14 protein-coding genes are annotated in these 17,004 nt (G+C 70.1%); 8 read left to right on the plus strand and 6 right to left on the minus strand.

What is annotated here, in order from left to right; translation table 11 throughout:
• The first annotated feature begins 3 nt into the window (after positions 1-3).
• Positions 4-636, plus strand: a complete 633-nt coding sequence (locus tag AB0L64_RS07195) for a LysE family translocator (protein ID WP_363708681.1) — start codon at positions 4-6, stop codon at positions 634-636.
• Here AB0L64_RS07195 and AB0L64_RS07200 read toward each other — a convergent pair.
• The gene (locus AB0L64_RS07200) at positions 633-1,205 is read right to left on the minus strand and encodes an NADPH-dependent F420 reductase (protein ID WP_363708683.1); all 573 of its coding nucleotides are present in this window, start codon (positions 1,203-1,205) and stop codon (positions 633-635) included. The two genes, AB0L64_RS07195 and AB0L64_RS07200, sit on opposite strands and share 4 nt — an antisense overlap.
• Before the next feature lie 79 nt (positions 1,206-1,284).
• Here AB0L64_RS07200 and AB0L64_RS07205 point away from each other — a divergent pair, with 79 nt between their 5' ends.
• Positions 1,285-1,767 (plus strand): MarR family transcriptional regulator, encoded by a 483-nt coding sequence (locus AB0L64_RS07205; RefSeq protein ID WP_363708685.1) that lies wholly within the window; start codon positions 1,285-1,287, stop codon positions 1,765-1,767.
• Here AB0L64_RS07205 and AB0L64_RS07210 read toward each other — a convergent pair.
• Positions 1,745-2,776 (minus strand): L-idonate 5-dehydrogenase, encoded by a 1,032-nt coding sequence (locus AB0L64_RS07210; protein WP_363708687.1) that lies wholly within the window; start codon positions 2,774-2,776, stop codon positions 1,745-1,747. The two genes, AB0L64_RS07205 and AB0L64_RS07210, sit on opposite strands and share 23 nt — an antisense overlap.
• A gap of 121 nt (positions 2,777-2,897) precedes the next feature.
• Between AB0L64_RS07210 and AB0L64_RS07215 the strand changes: the two genes are divergently transcribed.
• A complete protein-coding gene (locus AB0L64_RS07215) occupies positions 2,898-6,179 on the plus strand; it encodes a LodA/GoxA family CTQ-dependent oxidase (RefSeq protein ID WP_363708689.1) in 3,282 nt (1,093 codons plus the stop codon).
• Position 6,180: 1 nt separating this feature from the next.
• Positions 6,181-7,287 (plus strand): FAD-dependent oxidoreductase, encoded by a 1,107-nt coding sequence (locus AB0L64_RS07220; protein WP_363708691.1) that lies wholly within the window; start codon positions 6,181-6,183, stop codon positions 7,285-7,287.
• Positions 7,288-7,491: 204 nt separating this feature from the next.
• Here the strand turns inward: AB0L64_RS07220 and AB0L64_RS07225 are convergent, their stop codons facing one another.
• From AB0L64_RS07225 to AB0L64_RS07235, 3 genes are all read right to left on the minus strand, one after another.
• Positions 7,492-10,917 carry an error-prone DNA polymerase gene (locus AB0L64_RS07225; RefSeq protein WP_363708693.1) on the minus strand — a complete coding sequence of 1,142 codons (3,426 nt, stop codon included), beginning with the start codon at positions 10,915-10,917 and terminating at the stop codon, positions 7,492-7,494.
• An 84-nt stretch (positions 10,918-11,001) separates the two neighbouring features.
• Complete coding sequence (locus AB0L64_RS07230; protein WP_363708695.1) at positions 11,002-11,838, minus strand: MBL fold metallo-hydrolase; 837 nt, start codon at positions 11,836-11,838, stop codon at positions 11,002-11,004.
• A 70-nt stretch (positions 11,839-11,908) separates the two neighbouring features.
• Positions 11,909-12,478: a hypothetical protein gene (locus AB0L64_RS07235; protein ID WP_363708697.1), complete on the minus strand. Its 570-nt coding sequence runs from the start codon at positions 12,476-12,478 to the stop codon at positions 11,909-11,911.
• A gap of 33 nt (positions 12,479-12,511) precedes the next feature.
• On the opposite strand from AB0L64_RS07235, the gene AB0L64_RS07240 reads away from it, so the two are divergent.
• The 4 genes from AB0L64_RS07240 (at position 12,512) to AB0L64_RS07255 (ending at position 14,916) form a co-directional block, all read left to right on the plus strand.
• Positions 12,512-13,327 carry an MBL fold metallo-hydrolase gene (locus AB0L64_RS07240; protein ID WP_363708699.1) on the plus strand — a complete coding sequence of 272 codons (816 nt, stop codon included), beginning with the start codon at positions 12,512-12,514 and terminating at the stop codon, positions 13,325-13,327.
• Positions 13,328-13,499: 172 nt separating this feature from the next.
• Positions 13,500-14,285 carry a GNAT family N-acetyltransferase gene (locus AB0L64_RS07245; protein WP_363708701.1) on the plus strand — a complete coding sequence of 262 codons (786 nt, stop codon included), beginning with the start codon at positions 13,500-13,502 and terminating at the stop codon, positions 14,283-14,285.
• Between the two features lie 2 nt (positions 14,286-14,287).
• Entirely contained in the window at positions 14,288-14,512 is a 225-nt protein-coding gene (infA, locus tag AB0L64_RS07250) for a translation initiation factor IF-1 (protein ID WP_363708703.1), read from the plus strand.
• A gap of 68 nt (positions 14,513-14,580) precedes the next feature.
• On the plus strand, positions 14,581-14,916 hold the full coding sequence (locus AB0L64_RS07255; RefSeq protein ID WP_359923938.1) for a hypothetical protein: 336 nt from the start codon (positions 14,581-14,583) through the stop codon (positions 14,914-14,916).
• On the opposite strand, the gene AB0L64_RS07260 is transcribed toward AB0L64_RS07255, so the two are convergent.
• Positions 14,913-16,964, minus strand: coding sequence for a transglycosylase domain-containing protein (locus AB0L64_RS07260; protein ID WP_363708705.1), 2,052 nt, complete (start codon positions 16,962-16,964; stop codon positions 14,913-14,915). The genes AB0L64_RS07255 and AB0L64_RS07260 overlap by 4 nt on opposite strands.
• Positions 16,965-17,004: the final 40 nt, after the last annotated feature.

Genomic DNA, 17,004 nt, shown 5'->3' on the forward strand with positions numbered 1-17,004 from the left:
GACATGCCGATCGACCAGCACCTCCTGCTCGCGTTCCTGCTGACCACGACGATCGCGATGATCACGCCGGGACCCGACATGTTGTTCATCCTCGGCTGCGGTATGCGCAGCGGCCCGCGGGCCGGTCTGCTGGCGACAGCCGGTGTGGCGACGAGTGAGGCGGTGCACGTCGCGGTCGCGGCCGCCGGGCTGGCCGCCTTGTTCGCCGCGGTGCCGGTCGCGTTCACGACGGTGCGGATCGTCGGCGCGGCGTACCTGGTCTATCTGGGTGTCCAGATGATCCGGCACCGCAACGATGCCGTCGACGAGGCGCCGGCCGGTCAGGCAGCGATGTCCGGGCGGAAGGCGTACCTCGCCGGGCTGACCACGAATCTGCTGAACCCGAAGATGGTCACGTTCACCATCGCGTTCCTGCCGCAGTTCGTGGTGCCGGCGCACGGGCACGTGTGGCTGCAGTTCGCGGTGCTCGGCGCGATCCTGATCGTCCTGGAGTTCCTCGTCGACGGGACGGTCGGCCTGCTGGCCGGGCGGATCGGGGGCTGGCTGCGCACCCGCCGTACCGCCCGGCGCCGGATCGACACCGCGACGGGCGGCATCTTCATCGGGCTCGGCGTCCGCCTGGCCCTGCTGCGTTAGACGAGCGCCAGGCCGCCGGTCCAGGCGACCTTCTCACCGACGGCTAGGGTGAGCTGCAGGAAGCCGGCGGCCTCGAGCTCACGGGCGCGCTTGAGCGCACCGGCGTCGACCGTCTGCAGGCCACCGGCCGAGACGATGCCGGCGAGCAAGGCCTTGGCGTCCGAGTCGTCGCCGGCAATCAGGACGGTCGCCGGCGCCTCGCCGGCCTTCCCGGTCGCGACCGTGGCGGCGAAGTTCGTGTTGAAGGCCTTCAGCACCGTGGAGTCCGGGAGCTTCGCGGCCAGTTCGGCCGCCGCGGAGCCGTCCGCCGGGACCACCAGCGAGTCGAAGGTCTCGAAGTTCAGCGGGTTGCTGATGTCGACGACGACCTTGCCGGCCAACTGCTCGGCGCGGTCGGCGAGCACCTGGTCGAAGGCCGGGTACGGCGTCGCGAGGATCACGACCTCACCGGTGACCGGCTTGTCCTTGTCGGTGGAGTTGAACAGCTCGACGGTGTTGCCGCCCTTGGCGACGACCGCCGCGATCGCCTGTCCCATGTTCCCGCTGCCGATGATGCTGACGTGCGTCATGCTCTCGCTCCTTTTGGTTGTACCTTCAACTATCACGATAGCGCATGATGGTTGTAGCTACAACCATTAGGATGAGGTCGTGAGCACCCGATGGCTGGACGACACCGAGATGACCGCGTGGGTGCGGCTGGCCGCCGTACTCGAGCTGCTGCCCGGCGTTCTCGACTCGCAGCTGCGCCGGGACGCGGAGCTGACCCACTACGAGTACTACGTGATGGCGATGCTGTCCGAGGCGCCGAAACGGACGCTGCGGATGACCGCGCTCGCCCAGCGGACCAACGCCACGCTCCCCCGGCTGTCACATGTGGTGAAGCGCCTGGAGGACCGTGGCCTGGTCGAGCGGTTCCCGTGCCCGGAGGACGCCCGGGCCACCAACGCGCGGCTGACCGCGCCCGGCTGGAAGAAGATCAAGGCGACCGCGCCCGGCCATGTGGAGACAGTCCGGCAGCACGTCATCGACGTACTCACGCCGGAGCAGATCTCCCAGCTCGCCGCGATCACCGGGGCGATCCTGGAGTCGGTCGACCCCGACGGCAACCTCAGCGCCGTGTATCGCCGCTGAGGTCGAGCAGCACCTTCGACGCGACCGTCCGGTCGCTCGCGAGATCGAACGCGGCGCGCGCCTGGTCGAGCGGGAACGCGTGCGTGACGATCGGGTCGACGTACAGCCCGTCGGCGAGCAGCGCGATCGCGGTGTCGAACTCGTGGTCGAACCGGAACGCGCCGGTCAGCGTCAGCTCGCGGGTCATCAGCAGGCTCCCGGCGAACGCGGTGTCCCCGCCCGGCAACGAGCCGACCTGGACGACGGTTCCGCCGCGGCGTACCCGTTCCAGACAGGTCCGCAGGCCGCCCGCCGTACCCGATGCCTCGATCGCGACGTCGATCTCGTCCGGCCAGTCCGTCGTATCGGCCTGGATCGTCTGCGTCGCGCCTACTTGGGACGCCAGCGCCAGCGGGGCTTCGTGCAGATCGGTCACGACGACCTCGACCGCTCCGGCCTGGCGCAGCGCCGCGGCCACCAGCAGACCGATCGGCCCCGCGCCGGTGACGAGCGTCCGCTTCCCGTCCACGGCTCCCTCGCCGGCCTGTCGCACAGCGTGGATCGCGACCGACAACGGCTCCGCGAGTACGGCGGTGCGCAGCGCGAGCTCGGCGGGCAGCACCCGCACCTGGTCGGCCCGGACGATCAGCTCCTGGACGAACCCGCCTTGGATGTGCGGATCGCGGGCCGCGCTGCCCAGGTAGCTGCTGGAGGCGCAGATGTTCCGGCGGTCCCGAGCGCATTCCGGGCACGCACCGCACGGTGTCGCCGGGTGGATCCCCACCGGCGTACCGGCTTGGAGATCGCCTCCGCTGATCCGGCCGACCACCTCGTGCCCGAGCACCAGCGGTTCGCGGATCCGGAAGTTCCCGACGCCGCCGTCGTGGTAGTAGTGCAGGTCCGATCCGCAGATCCCGCCGTACTCGATCCGCACCGCGACCTGTCCCGCGCCGGGCTCGACGGCCGGCCGCTCCTCGACCCGCAGGTCTCCCGCGGCATGCACCACACAGGCGTACACGTCATCCACCATCCCGGAAATCGCTGTCCGCCCGACACTATCCGCCGGCGCCGCCGAGCAACTGCGGTGTATCGCGAGGTGGTCCTGGATCCTCCGTCCGGGTAGTGGCGGACCAACTTGGGGGGAGACAGGCATGGCGACGACGTACAAGATCCATCCGGCGATCGGTATCGCACGGGTCGGGAACAGTCCGGACGAGTTCTTCGTCGGACCGGAACGACTCCGCGAACGGCCCGAGCCGGCGGGTGGGTTCAAGGACGCGCAGTGCCGGGTCAAGCGGCAGGCGGCGCGGTTCCGGATCTTCGCGCACCACGACGACGGCAGCGTCGAGGAGCTCACCGACGCCACCGCCGAGATCTCCTGGACCGTGCATCTGGTGAACGCCAAGGCCGCGCACCCGAACCGCGGCAACAGCGAGCCGGCCGGTCAGCTCACCATCGACCCGGGCCCGCGGACGCTGACCGGGCCGGACCAGCGGGAGCTGTTCGACACCGGCTCGATCGACTTCTCCGGGCAGCCGGCGGTGACGGTGCCGCTCGGCGAGATCCGCAGCGACGACGACAACCATCTGCTCGTCCTCGGCGGGCACGGGACCTCCGCGTCGCCGGCGGGCAACGTGATCGGCAGCTTCTGGGGCAACGCCGGCTGGTACGACGACGTGTCGGACGGACCGGTGACGGCGACGATCACGCTGCGGGCGGACAACTCGTCACCGGCGGTCGAAGGCGCCTGGGCGATCGTCGCGCCGCCCAAGTTCGCGCCGCACCAGGACAGTGTGACGACGCTGTACGACCGGGTCCTGCAGCGGATGATCGACCTCGGGCTCGCGGCGGCGCCCACCACGACGTCGTACACCGAGGACGTCTACCCGATCCTGCAGCGCGCCCGCGACATGCGCTGGGTGGAAGGGATCTTCGGCGCGCACAGCTGGCCGGACCCGGTCACCGCGCAGCCGCTCGTCGACGCGATCTTCGCGCGGCTGCGGCCGCCCGGCGACATGCCCCGGCTCAACGGCGGCGATTCCGCGCTGACGCCGACGCAGTACGCGCACATGCAGCGCTGGCAGGCCGGCAACTACGCCGCCGACTGGACCGGAGTACCGCAGCCGCAGACCGACCTGACCCCGGACGGGATGGATCGCGCGGCGCTCGAAGCCTGTGTCGGCGGCGCGTTCTTCCCCGGGATCGAGGCCGGCGGGCTGTCCGCCGGCGACCGGCCGATCATCGAGACGTCGTACGCCGAGGCGTTCCGGCTCGCGTCCTCGGTCGGCGCCGGCACGATCAGCCAGGCGATGGCGCTGCCGTGGCAGGCCGACTTCAAGGCCTGCGGTGACAACTGGTGGCCGGTCCCCCGGCCCAACGACGTCATCGCCCAGGACACCGGCAGCCCCGCCCGCTGGGACCGCGACGTCGCCAGCATGGACGACATGGTGACGCTGTGGCACACGCTCGGCTTCGTCGTCGAGCAGGGGTCCGAGCACGTCGAGGTCGAGCACTGCGACGAGGCGTCGATCACGCTGCTCACCCCCGAGCTGCGGTTCGTCGACGTACCGCAGGGGCCGATGGGCATGGTCCGCGAGGCCGCGCTGGCGATCACGTTCGAGGTGCTGTCGCCGGGGTCCGCGGTCACGCTCGACTACGCGCCCGGAGGTGCGCCGGCGCATCCGCAGCTGGTCGCCGCGACCACCTCGGTCACCGTCGGCCCGACCGCACCCAACGGCGTCGCGACCGCTCGGCTGTGGGTCGTGTACCGCACCGGCGCGGCACCGTCGTCGATCCCACCGCAGGTCCTCACGGTCCAGGAAGCCGCGTCCGGTCAGACCTGGCAGGTGACCGTCACCGGAAACACCGTCGCGCGGACCACAGCAGCGACCGCCCTGGTGCTGGATCGCTCCGGCAGCATGAGCGAGGACCGCGGCGACGGGCAGAGCAAGCACGTCGCGCTGCAGCAGGCCGCGAACATCTTCGTCGACCTGATGCTCGAAGGCGACGGCGTCGGCATCGTCCGCTACAACGAGGACGCGCAGCCGCTGCAGCCCGTCCTCGAACTCGGCGCGGGCGGGCTGTCCGACCTGAACCGCAGCGCGACCCACGACACGATCAACGGCACCGGCCTCGATCCGCAGGGCGCGACGTCGATCGGCGACGGCATCTTCGAGGGCCGCGGTCTGCTCGACGCGGCGCCGCCGTACGACGTGAAGTCGCTGGTCGTCCTCACCGACGGGATCGAGAACAGCCCGCGCTTCATCTCCGACGTCGCCGCGCAGATCAACGAGCGCACGTACGCCGTCGGTCTCGGGCAGCCGCAGAACATCAGCGTTCCCGCGCTGCAGACGATCTCCGGCAACAACGGCGGGTACCTGCTGGTGACCGGCGCGATCACCACCGACAACCGGTTCCTGCTGCAGAAGTACTTCCTGCAGGTGCTGGCCGGGATCAGCAACGCCGAGGTGGTGCTCGACCCGGACGGGGAACTGACGGTCGGCGCGGTGCACCGCATCCCGTTCCAGTTGTCCGACGGGGACTCGGGTGTGGACGTCGTCCTGCTGACGCCGCGGCCGGAGGCCGTCGACTTCCGGCTCCAGACGCCGAACGGGCTGCTGATCGAACCGTGGCGGGCGCAGTCCGAGCCGGCGATGCGGTACGTGACCGGGGAGGGCGTCGCGTACTACAGGCTCACACTGCCCGTCCAGCTCCGGCCGAACCGGTTCGACCAGGCAGGGACCTGGCACGCGTTGCTGACCGTCGGCCGGCCACACACCGGGAGGACTCCGGATGACTCCGACGGCGTCGACCTGTCGATCCTTCGCGGCCGCACGCATCCGGCCGTGCACGCCGCTCCGCCCGCGCGGCGTCCGTTCGAGTTCGAGCGCGCGTTCGCGGTGGCTCAGGAGCCTGCCGTCGGCGAGCAGCCCGGGCGGCGCGGTCTTCCGTACAGCCTGGTCGTGCACTCCTACTCGAACGTGTCGTTGCGCGCCACGGCCGACCAGCGATCCTTCGAGCCCGGCGCCGAGGTGACGGTCAACGCCTCCCTCACCCAGTCCGGCGTACCGGTCTCCGGGGATCCCTACGTGTGGGCGGAGGTGGCGCGGCCGGACGGGTCCGTCGTGACGGTCGTGCTCGATCCGTTCGCGGCCGGGGAGTTCGAGGCGAGCTTCCGTACGACGGCTCCCGGCGTGTACCGGATCCGCGTGCGCGCTCGCGGCCGGACTCGCATCGGGCGGCCGTTCACCCGGGAACGTGCGCTCACCGCGGCCGTCTGGCGTGGCGGCGACAACCCGCCGCCGGTGGGTGGCGGCGATTCGTGCTGCTGCGAGCTGCTGTCCTGCGTGCTCAAGGGCTTCGACGAGAAGCTGATCGAGCGGTTGCGGCGACTCGGGTTCGACCTCGACGCGATCCGCAAGTGCGGTTGCTGACATGTTCCCGACCTACGACGTCGTTGTCGCCGGCGGTGGCCCCGCCGGCGCGGCGACCGCCCTGCGGCTGGCGCTCGCCGGGCACTCCGTCGCGGTGCTCGAACGCAGCCGCTTCGAGCACCCGCGCGTCGGCGAGACGCTGGCCCCGAGCATCCAGCCGCTGCTGCGCACGCTCGGGCTGTGGTCCCGGTTCGTTGCCGCGGGCCACCTTCCGTCGTGGGGCACGCGGAGCGTGTGGTCCGGGACGGCCGACCACTCGCATCTGATGAGCGGGTACGAATGCGGTTGGCATGTCGACCGGCGTACCTTCGACCGAATGCTCTTCGACGCGGCGGGTGACGCCGGGGCGTCGACGTACCTCGGTTGCTCTTTGAGCTCGTGCTCGTACGACGGGATGTGGCAGCTGACCTGCTCCGACGGCGGCCGGCTGACCGCTCGCGTGCTGATCGACGCGACGGGCCGCTCGGCAGCCGTCGGGCGCTGCCTCGGCGCGCGTCGTATCCCCTTCGACCGCCTGGTCGGGATCACCGCGCGTTGGTCGGGCGTCGACGTGACGAACGAGCACTACCTACTGATCGAAGCCGCTGCGCATGGCTGGTGGTATACGGCGCCTCTCCCTCACAACGCGATGATCGCCATGCTGATCACCGACACCGACCTCTGCCGCCGTCACCAAATGTCGTCCGCTATGGCCTGGACGACCGACCTCAACCAAACCTCCGCCACCTCCTCCCGTCTCCACGACAAAATGGCCGGAGTCGCGAGTTCACCTCGGGTGTGCTCGGCGGCGAGTCAGCGGTTGATTCGGTCGCGGGACCTGCGGCCGTGGCTGACCGTCGGCGACGCCGCTCTGGCCGTCGACCCGATCTCCGGCAGCGGTGTGCCCCGCGCGCTCCGCACCGCGGAAGCTGCCGCCGAAACAACCACCCGACTCCTCAGCCACCCGTCCGACGCCGCGGACCTGATCACGCGGTACGAGTCCAACCGCAACACCGAATGCACCACCTACCTGACCACCCGCGCCAGCTACTACAACGCCGCCGCCCACCACACCACGCCCTTCTGGACCCGCCGGACCCCCGTTCCTCGAGTCGTGGAATACGGCTGACCACCTGTTCGTCGAGTCGTGGGATGTGGCTGTGGAAAGCGACCACGATCCACGACTCGGCGTTCCCGCCACGAACCAATTGCCACGACTCGGCGTGTGGGCGGCGTATTGGGTGGGGCGGGCTGGGGCGGTCGGTGAGTTCTTGGGTGTGTTGCCGTCGAGGGTGTGGCTTTCCAGGAGCTCGAGGTACGTCGGACACCGCGGTCATCTGAAGTCGCGGGATTTGGTGCGGGCGGCCAGGGGGAGGTGTTGGAGGTGCTCGGCGGAGAGGTTGGTTACTTCGCCGGCGCGTTCCACGCGGCCCCGGATGATGAGGGCGGCGGCGTTGCGGGCCACGGCGGCGTGGTGGTGCCAGCAGCCGACGGTGATGACGATGTTGGCCATGCCGGTCTCGTCCTCGAGGTTCATGAACGTGACGCCGGACGCGGTGGCGGGGCGCTGGCGGTGGGTGACGACGCCGGCGACCCGGACGCGGGCGCCGTTCGGGGCGTTGCGTAGCTCGGCCGCGGACAGGATGCCGTCGGCGCGGAGTTGTTCGCGGACGCGTTGCATCGGGTGGCTCGTGGTGGTGATCGAGGTGGACCACAGGTCGGCCATGTCGGCTTCGATGTCGCTCATCCCGGGCAGCGTCGGCGGCGGACCGGCCGCCGTGATGCCGGCCAGTTGACCCGGGCGCTCCTCGGCGGCGCGACCCGCTTCCCACAACGCCTGCCGCCGGTCGAGCCCGAAGCAGTCGAACGCCCCCGCGGTCGCCAGCGCCTCGACCTGGGCCGCGGTGATCCCGGTCCGCCGGACCAGATCGGCCATCTCCGTGAACGGCCCGCCCCGCTCCCGCTCCTCGACGATCAGCTTCGCGCCCTTCTCCCCCACCGTACGTACCTCGGACAGCCCGAGCCGGACCGCGAACGCGCCGTCCCGCCGATGCACCGTGGTGTCGAACGGAGCCTTCGGGTCGAACGGGCCCACCACCGGCTGCGGATCCGCCAGGCACGCGTCGAGACCGGTCGGGCCGGTCAGCTCCTGCCCCTCGACCAGCAGCTCGAGCCCCGCGTCGACACCCGAGAGGTGCAGATGCGGGCGGCGGACCTCGACACCGTGCCGGCGGGCGTCGGCGACCAGGGACTGCGGTGAGTAGAAGCCCATCGGCTGCGCCCGGAGCAGCGCGGCCAGGAACGCGGCCGGGTAGTGCAGCCGCAGCCAGGTGCTGGAGTAGACGAGCAGCGCGAAGCTGATCGAGTGCGACTCGGCGAACCCGAAGTTCGCGAACGCCTCGATCTTGGCGTAGATCTCGTCGGCCAGCTCCCCGGTGATCCCGTTGCCCGCCATCCCGGCGTACAGCTTGTCCTTCAGCGACGAGATCTTCTCGATCCCGCGTTTGGACCCCATCGCGCGGCGCAGCAGGTCGGCCTCGTCGCCGTCGATCTCGCCGACCGCCATCGCCATCTGCATCAGCTGCTCCTGGAACAGCGGTACGCCCATGGTCCGCTCCAGCACCGGCCGCAGCTTCGGGTGCAGGTAGGTGATCGGCTCCTCGCCGGTCCGGCGGCGGATGTACGGATGTACGGCGCCGCCCTGGATCGGGCCGGGCCGGATCAGCGCGATCTCGGTGACCAGGTCGTAGAACCGCCGCGGCTTCAGCCGGGGCAGCGTCGCCATCTGCGCGCGGGACTCGACCTGGAACACACCCACCGAGTCCGCCCGGCAGAGCTGGTCGTAGACCCCGGCTTCCTCCCGTGGGATCGTGTGCAGCTCCCACGACTCCCCTACCTGCTCGCGGACCATGTCCAGGCAGTACTGCAGCGCGGCCAGCATGCCGAGCCCGAGCAGGTCGAACTTCACCAGCCCCATCCACGCGCAGTCGTCCTTGTCCCACTGCAGGACCGTCCGGTTCTCCATCCGGGCGTGCTCGATCGGCACCACCTCGCCGACCGGACGCTCGGTCAGCACCATGCCGCCGGAGTGGATCCCGAGGTGCCGCGGGAACTTCAGCAGCTCGGTCGCCATCGCCACCACCTGCGGCGGGATGTCGTGCTCGGTCGAGGTGATCTCCGGGCTCCAGCCGTCGACCTGTTTCGACCACGCGTCCTGCTGACCGACGGAGTACCCGAGCGCCTTGGCCATGTCCCGGACGGCGGACTTCGGGCGGTAGGAGATCACGTTCGCCACCTGGGCGGCGTTGTGCCGGCCGTACTTGGCGTAGACGTGCTGGATCACCTCCTCGCGGCGGCCGGAGTCGAAGTCGACGTCGATGTCCGGCTCCTCGGCGCGGGTGGTGGCCAGGAACCGCTCGAACGGCAGGTTGTAGAGGATGCTGTCCACCGCGGTGATCCCGAGCGCGTAGCAGACCGCCGAGTTCGCCGCCGATCCCCTGCCCTGGCAGAGGATCCCGTGGTCGTGGGCGAACCGGACGATGTCCTCGACGATCAGGAAGTACCCCGGGAAGCCCTTCTCCTCGATGACGTCGAGCTCCCGCTCCAGCCGCTCGTACGCGTCCGGGCGCTGCTCGCGCGTCCCGTACCGCTTCGCGGCCCCGCGGAACGTCAGCACCCGCAACCACGACATCGGCGTCTCCCCCTCGGGTACGTCGCGCAGCGGCAGCTTCGGCTTCGCCCGGGCGAGGTCGAACGCGAGCTGGTCCGCCAGCGTCACCGACCGCGCCACCGCCCCGTCGTACCGCCGGAAACGGGCGGTCATCTCGGCGCCGGAGCGCACGAACGCCATCCCGCTCGACGGCAGCCAGCCGTCCATCGCGTCCAGGTCGCGACGGGCCCGTACGGCGGCCAGTGCGGCCGCCAGTTTGTGCTGCGCCGGGGTGGCGTAGTGAACGTTGTTCGTGGCAACTACCGGGAGACCGCGGTCGGCGGCCAGACCGGCCAGCACCCGGTTCCGCGTGGTGTCGGCGGGAAGGTGGTGGTCGATCAGCTCGACGACCACCCGGTCCTTGCCGAACAGCGCGGTCAGCCGATCCAGCTCGCGTCCGGCCGCGGCCGGGCCGTCGGCGCGCCCGCCGAGCTCGAGCGCCTGCCGGACCAGGCCCTTGCGGCAGCCGGTCAGGATCACCCAGTGGTGACGGCCTTTCTCGGCCAGTCGCTCCAACGAGTAGACCGGCTTCCCCTTCTCCCCACCGGCCAACTGCGCCTCGGTGATCTCACCGGCCAGCCTGTGGTATCCCTCTTGCCCCTCGGCCAGCACCAGCAGGTGACTGCCCTCCGGATCGGCCACCCCGTTCTGCGGGCCGGTCAGATCCAGCGACAACTCGGCGCCGAACACGGTCGGCAGCGAGTACGCCGCCGCGGCCTCGGCGAACCGCGCCGCACCGTAGAACCCGTCGTGATCGGTCAGCGCCAGCGCGTGCAGCCCCTGCCGAACAGCAGCCTCGACCAGGTCCTCGGGCTGCGAGGCGCCGTCCAGGAAGGAGAAGTTCGAGTGCACGTGGAGCTCGGCATACGGCACGGCGTGCTCAGGGCGATGCACCACGTCAGGCACATACGGCCCGCGATGCTGCGACCAGGCAGGACTGTCCCCGCCGTCCGCCGTCACCGGACGCCCACCATGGCTGCCCGGACGCGAGCGATCCGACAACTTACGCTCGAGCTCCGACCACTTGATCGGCGGATTGTTGTAACCCACGCAACCATATTAGAACATAGGTTCCCTTAAGCTCAGGCATCAGCCGTCCCAATCATGGACATCATCCGCCTCGACTGCCGCGCGTCACGGGACGGGAACCGAGTCACCCAGACCGGCGTACAGGTAGCGGTCGCCGAACGCCTCGCTCAGTGCCAGGAAGCCGGGTTCACCCGTGCAGTGGCCCGGGGCGACGGTCCGCACTTGCCACTCGTCGCGGAGTGCCTGCGCGACGCGACGCACCTCGGGCTCCTCGGCCAGGACGAGGTGGAGCCCACCGGCGATGCAGTGGACACGGTCGTCGATCGCGGCAGCGGTCTCCAGGATCCGCTCGATGCCCGGGTGCGAGCACCCGACCACCAGCACGAGTCCCTGCGACGTCAGCAGCGCGAGGGAGACCTCGCGCAGCTCACGCGTTCCCGCCACCTCCGAGACGACGGGGATCAGCCACGCGCCGCTTCCCAGCGGGGTCGGCTCCTCGATCCAGGTGAATCGTGCGCCCGGCCACGGCGTGCCGTGGCGGATGACGTCGGGCGGCTCGCCGTCGTAGTACTGCATGGACCGCGGCAGCGACGGGCGGCGCGGGTAGAAGTGGCCGGGAAGGCTCGAGCCGAACACGCCGTACAGCTCGGCCGGCGCGTAGACCGGCACGTCGGGGTTGACGTGCAGCAGGTGATCGAGCCCGGAGGTGTGGTCGCCGTGCCGGTGCGAGACCACGACGAGATCGATCGTGCGCAGGTCGACACCGAGGGCGTCGGTGTTGGCGGCGAACGTCCGCGAGTCGTTCCCGGTGTCGAAGAGGATCCGCCGGCCCTCGAACTCCACGAGCGCAGCGAATCCCCAGTCCTTGATCAGGCCGGGGCGGCTCCCGAACGCGTCGTGGAGGACCGTGATCCGGTTGGTCGTCCCTCCCCGAGGCTCCATGCCCTCACCTGACCACACCGCACGGCGTACGTCGAGTAGGGCACGGACCGCCGTGCCCGCGGAGGCGAGCTCAGTCCGGTCGGTGCAGGGCGTCGAAGACGTCTCGGACGAAGTAGGTGTCTGCCAGGGCGTCGTGGATCGCGTAGGACGACTGGTCGATGCCGACGGTCGCCGACATCTCGCCGACGTCCGCGGTCGGCGGGTGCTTCGTGTGGCCAAGCAGTTGGCTGATGACGCAGACGAGGCGAAAGTCCCACGGCACGTCCGCCGCATCCTCGGCGACCAAGCCGTTGAGGTGCATCAGATGCAGTACGTCGGTGGCGTCCATCCACGGCGCGGCCCCGACCCACAGCGGCTCGTCCGCGGTCAGCTCGACCATGAGCTGGGCGACGTCCCGGCCGCTGCACACATCCTGTTCGGATCCGTTCAGCGACGGGTGACGATGGAAGCGGCTGATCTCCAGCGCCCGCTCGGTCGCGGCCGACAGGTCCAGCTCGTCCAGCCGGACGAACCGGTTGTACGCCGTCTCTCGCCCGTCGTCCTCACGGCGGATCACCGCCAGCTGCCAGATCTGCCGGCCGCCCGGGAGCCACGGTTCCCGGACGCTGGTGGTTTCCAGATCAACGAAAAGAATCGCCATCCAGCAATCCAACCAAGGCGATACGGTGTCGGCATGTTGAGGCAGGTTGCGGAGGGTGTGCTGGTCCACCGGAGCGAGTTGCTCCAGAACAACACCGTCGTCGTGCAGGGCCACGCGGGTGTGCTGCTCGTCGACCCGGGCATCACGGGCGAGGAGATGGCCTGCCTCGCGGACGACCTTCGGGCGATGGGCCAACCCGTCGTCGCCGGCTTCTCGACGCATCCCGACTGGGATCACACACTCTGGCATCCCGAGTTCGGCGACGCGCCCCGCTACGCCACCGCCCGCGGTGCGGCCTTCCTGCACGAGCTCCTGTCCGACGCCGCCTGGAAGGACCGCGTCGCCGAGGGGTTGCCGCCGGAGATCGCCGACCAGATACCGCTGGACCTGTTCGGCCGGGTGACCGCTCTGCCGGCCGGAGCCACGAAGCTTCCGTGGGACGGACCCGAGATCCGGATCGTCGAGCATCCGGCGCACGCCCAGGGCCACGCGGCGCTGCTGATCGAGGAGCCCGGCGTGCTGGTCGCCGGCGACATGCTGTCCGACATCCTGATGCCGTTCCCCGACCCGGCCGCCGCGGATCCGCTGGCGGACTACCTCACCGGGCTGCAGTTCCTCGAGGGCGTCGCGGACGCCGTCGAGGTCGTCGTCCCCGGTCACGGCTCCCCCGCCGCCGGAGCCGATCAGGTCCGCGTCCGGATCGCGCAGGACCGGGCGTACGTGCAGGCCTTGCAGGACGGCCGTCTTGCCGACGACCCGCGGATCGGCCCGTCGGCCACCTACGGCGCGGACTGGCTGCCCGCGGTGGCCGAATGGCATCTCCAGCAGTTCGGCCGGAAAACCGATTGACCGGCTCCACGGCCGCGCTGGTACCGTTCCGTGGTCCGTGACATCACACCAGGAGGTGAGGCCCCGATGAACGCTGTAGCGCAGTGGGTGCTCCCCCTCTCGTGGTCACGGGCGGGCGATTGACGTAGGTGTCGTCGGGAGCGCCGCGAGAAGCTCCCGAAGGGAAACACCTATGAACTCTTTGCCTTTCAGTCCGGGCGTCGGCGCGGTGACGATCTCACGCGTCGCGGACAACCAGTGGCACGCGATCGAGAACGATCTCGTCGTCGGCCGCGGTCACGCCTCCCGGCGGCTCGACGGCCGGACCTTCCTCAGCATCGACACCTGGCGCGACGCCGTCTTCGACCGGCTCGCCGCCGCGATGCTGGCCGACCTCACGGGCCCGCTCCACACGGTCGTCGACGAAACCGACCGTGACCTCACGGCCAACTGGGAACGCGCCGGGCTCACGATCTGGCGCCGCGAGGCGGAGTACGTCGTACCCACCCGGCCGAGCGCGCCGTCAGCGCCGTCAGCGCCGTCCGGAGTGCACATCGTCACCGACGTCGCCGAGGCGCCGCTGCGCGAGCTGGACCAGGCGATCCGCGACGAGGTCGGGTCCACCGTCGGCTGGCACACGATGCCCGCAGAGGTGCTGCCCTGGCAGGGCGGGACGCGACCGATCGACCCGTCGAAGTACACGGTCGCCGTCCGCGACGGCCGGTACGTCGGATTTGTCCGGGTGGCCACGAGGACGCGGCGCCCGCGGATCGGGCTGGTCGCGGTCCTGGCGGCCGAGCAGCGCCGAGGCATCGGCCGGGCATTGCTGGGCCACGTGCTCGACGGCTTGCACCGCGCCGGCGTCGAGGCCGCCACGGCGGAGGTCGACGAGACCAACACCGCGGCGACGGCACTGTTCGAAGGGATCGGCGCCGAACGCACCGGCCGCACTCTCGAACTGATCACCGGGAAGGCCTGACCATGCCCAGAGCAGCAGGCGGTATCGAGGTCGAGGGCATCGTCGTCGAGTGCCTCCGCAACGCCACCTTCCGGGTCGAGCTCGGCAACGGGCACAAGGTCCTGGCGCACATCAGCGGCAAGATCCGGAAGAACTACATCAAGATCCTCCCCGAGGACCGCGTCCTGGTGGAGCTCAGTCCCTACGACCTGAACCGGGGCCGGATCATCTTCCGCTACCGCACCTGATCCATCTCACACGCCACCCGCCCGATCAAGACTAGAACATGTGTTCGACGAAGCGGTAATCTGAAAACATGCTTGGTCGGTTCACGGTTCGGCCGTCCGACGACGGATCCACTGGATTCGGCGTCTGGGACGGTGCGGTCAACGGGTGGCGTGCAACAGGTATCGGCGACGAGGCGAAGGCGCGGGAGCTCGCCGCCGATCTCGACGTGCAGTACGACGCCCACGGCCCTCGGGCGGCGGACGCCGTGCGGCACGTCGACCCCGCGCAACCGGTGCAGCGGGCGACCTGGTCGACCGGCGAGCTGGACGTCTGGATCCGCGACAACGGCGTCTGGCTGGGCCGGTTCCGCGACAAGGACGGGCGGATCACCTGGGTGCCGGGCACGGACCTCAGGCCGCTCTAGCCGGGCGGCTTCGGCTTCGCGGCGTCGGCGGGCTGGGGGTTCGGGTCGCCGATCAGGCGTTTCGGCGGCGCGACGAAGTGCTCGGCGGGCAGGCCGCGGAGGGCGCCCTGCATGGCGGTCTTCCAGAGCGGGCCGGCGGTGCCGGAGCCGGTCGGGTCGGCGATGTCCTGGCCGTTCAGCGTGTGCCGGTACATCAGGTTGGTGTACGGCAGGTTGGCGTCGGCGACCACCGCCGCCGCGGCCAGGTTCGGGGTGTACCCGGCGTACCAGACGGCCAGGTTCTCCTGGATCGTTCCGGTCTTGCCCGCCATGTCACGGGTGCCGAACCGCAGTCGGCCGCCCGTCCCGCCCGGCATCATCACCGCGCTCAGCACCCGGTTCACGCCGTCCGCGACTGCCCGCGGGAGGACCTGCTTGCAGTCGTACCCGGGGCCCGGGACCGGGCGCCCGGACTTGTCCCGCACCGACGTGACGACGATCGGCGTGCAGTACTTCCCGCGCGCCGCGAACGTGGCGTACGCGTTCGACAGCATCAGCGGCGTCACGTACCCGACACCGAGCGTCATCGAGATCACCTGGTCGAGCGGCTGGCCGGTCTGGCCGTTGTACATCCCGAGCTCGGCCGCGACCGTGGCGACCGCGCACAGCCCGGTCCGCTGCGACAGCTGCAGGAAGTAGGTGTTGGTCGAGAATCGCGCGGCCTCGACCATGGTCAGGTTGCCGCTGTGGGTCGAGTTCTTCGGCCGGTACGTCGGGTCGCGCGTCCAGCCGTGGCAGGTCCGGAACTTCTTGTTGCTCAGATCGATCTGCTGCGGCGAGTTGATCCGGTAGTCCATCGGGATGCCCTGGGACAGCGCCGCGGCGATCGTGAACGCCTTCATCGTCGAGCCGTTCTGGAACCCGCCGTACCCGCCGGCGTACGACTTCTCGACGTTGTAGTTGTAGTTCGTGTGGAACTTCCCGTTGCCGTACGGGCGGCTCTGCACCATCGCCTTCACCAGGCCGGTGCCGGGCTCGACGATCGTGATCGCGGCGATCGCGGAGTCGGTGCGCTTGCTGTGCTCCTCGATCGACGCCTGCGCCGCGGCCTGGATCCTCGGGTCGATCGAGGTCCGGATCAGCAGCCCGCCGGTCTTCAGGTAATGGTCGCGGTCCTTCACGGTCGCGCCGAGCGCCGGGTTCGCGAGCAGCTTGGAGACCACGTAGTCGCAGTAGAACGGGTACCGCGAGTTGGCGCACCCGTTCGGCACCGGCTCGACCTTCGCCAGGTCGATCACGGGCGTCTTCAGCGCCTGGTTCGCCTGGTGCACGGTGACGACGCCGAGCTCAAGCATGCGTTTGATCACCACGTCCCGGCGGGCCTTGGCGCGGACCAGGTCGTTGGTCGGGTCGTAGCCGGTCGGGTTCTTCACCAGCCCGGCCAGCATCGCGGCCTGCGGGAGCGTGAGATCGGCGGCGGAGGTCCGGAAGTAGTGCTGGGCCGCGGTCTGGATGCCGTACGTCCCGTCGCCGAAGTTCGCCAGGTTCAGGTACCGCTCGAGGATCTCGTCCTTGGACAGCTCGCTCTCGACCGCGATCGCGTACCGCAGTTCGGTGAGCTTGCGCTGGTACGAGACCTCGGTGGCCTTGGCCCGCTCGGCCGCCGTCTTCGCCTTCTCGACCAGGCTCATCTTCACGTACTGCTGGGTGATGCTCGACCCGCCCTGCTGCACCTCGCCGCCGGTCTGGTTGCGCACCATCGCCCGCACGGTGCCCTTCAGGTCGAGCGCGCCGTGGTCGTAGAAGCGGGAGTCCTCGATCGCCACGATCGCCTTGCGCATGATCGGGCTCACCGAGCTCAGCGGCACCGGCACCCGGTTCTGCTCGTACAACGTGGCGACCAGCGTGCCGTCCGCGGCCAGGATCCGGCTGCGGACGGCCAGCGGGTCGCTCTCGAACTCGCGCGGCAGGCTCTGCACGGTCTCGGCGACCTGCTCCGAGCCGCGTCCGGCGAAGCCGGCGAACGGGATCACGAGCCCCGCCGCCAGCGCACCTGAAAGTACGCTCACGCCGATGAACAGAATCAACGACCGAGCCTTACTGCGACCG

It is taken from the genome of Kribbella sp. NPDC051936, from assembly GCF_040680955.1.
GTDB lineage: Bacteria > Actinomycetota > Actinomycetes > Propionibacteriales > Kribbellaceae > Kribbella.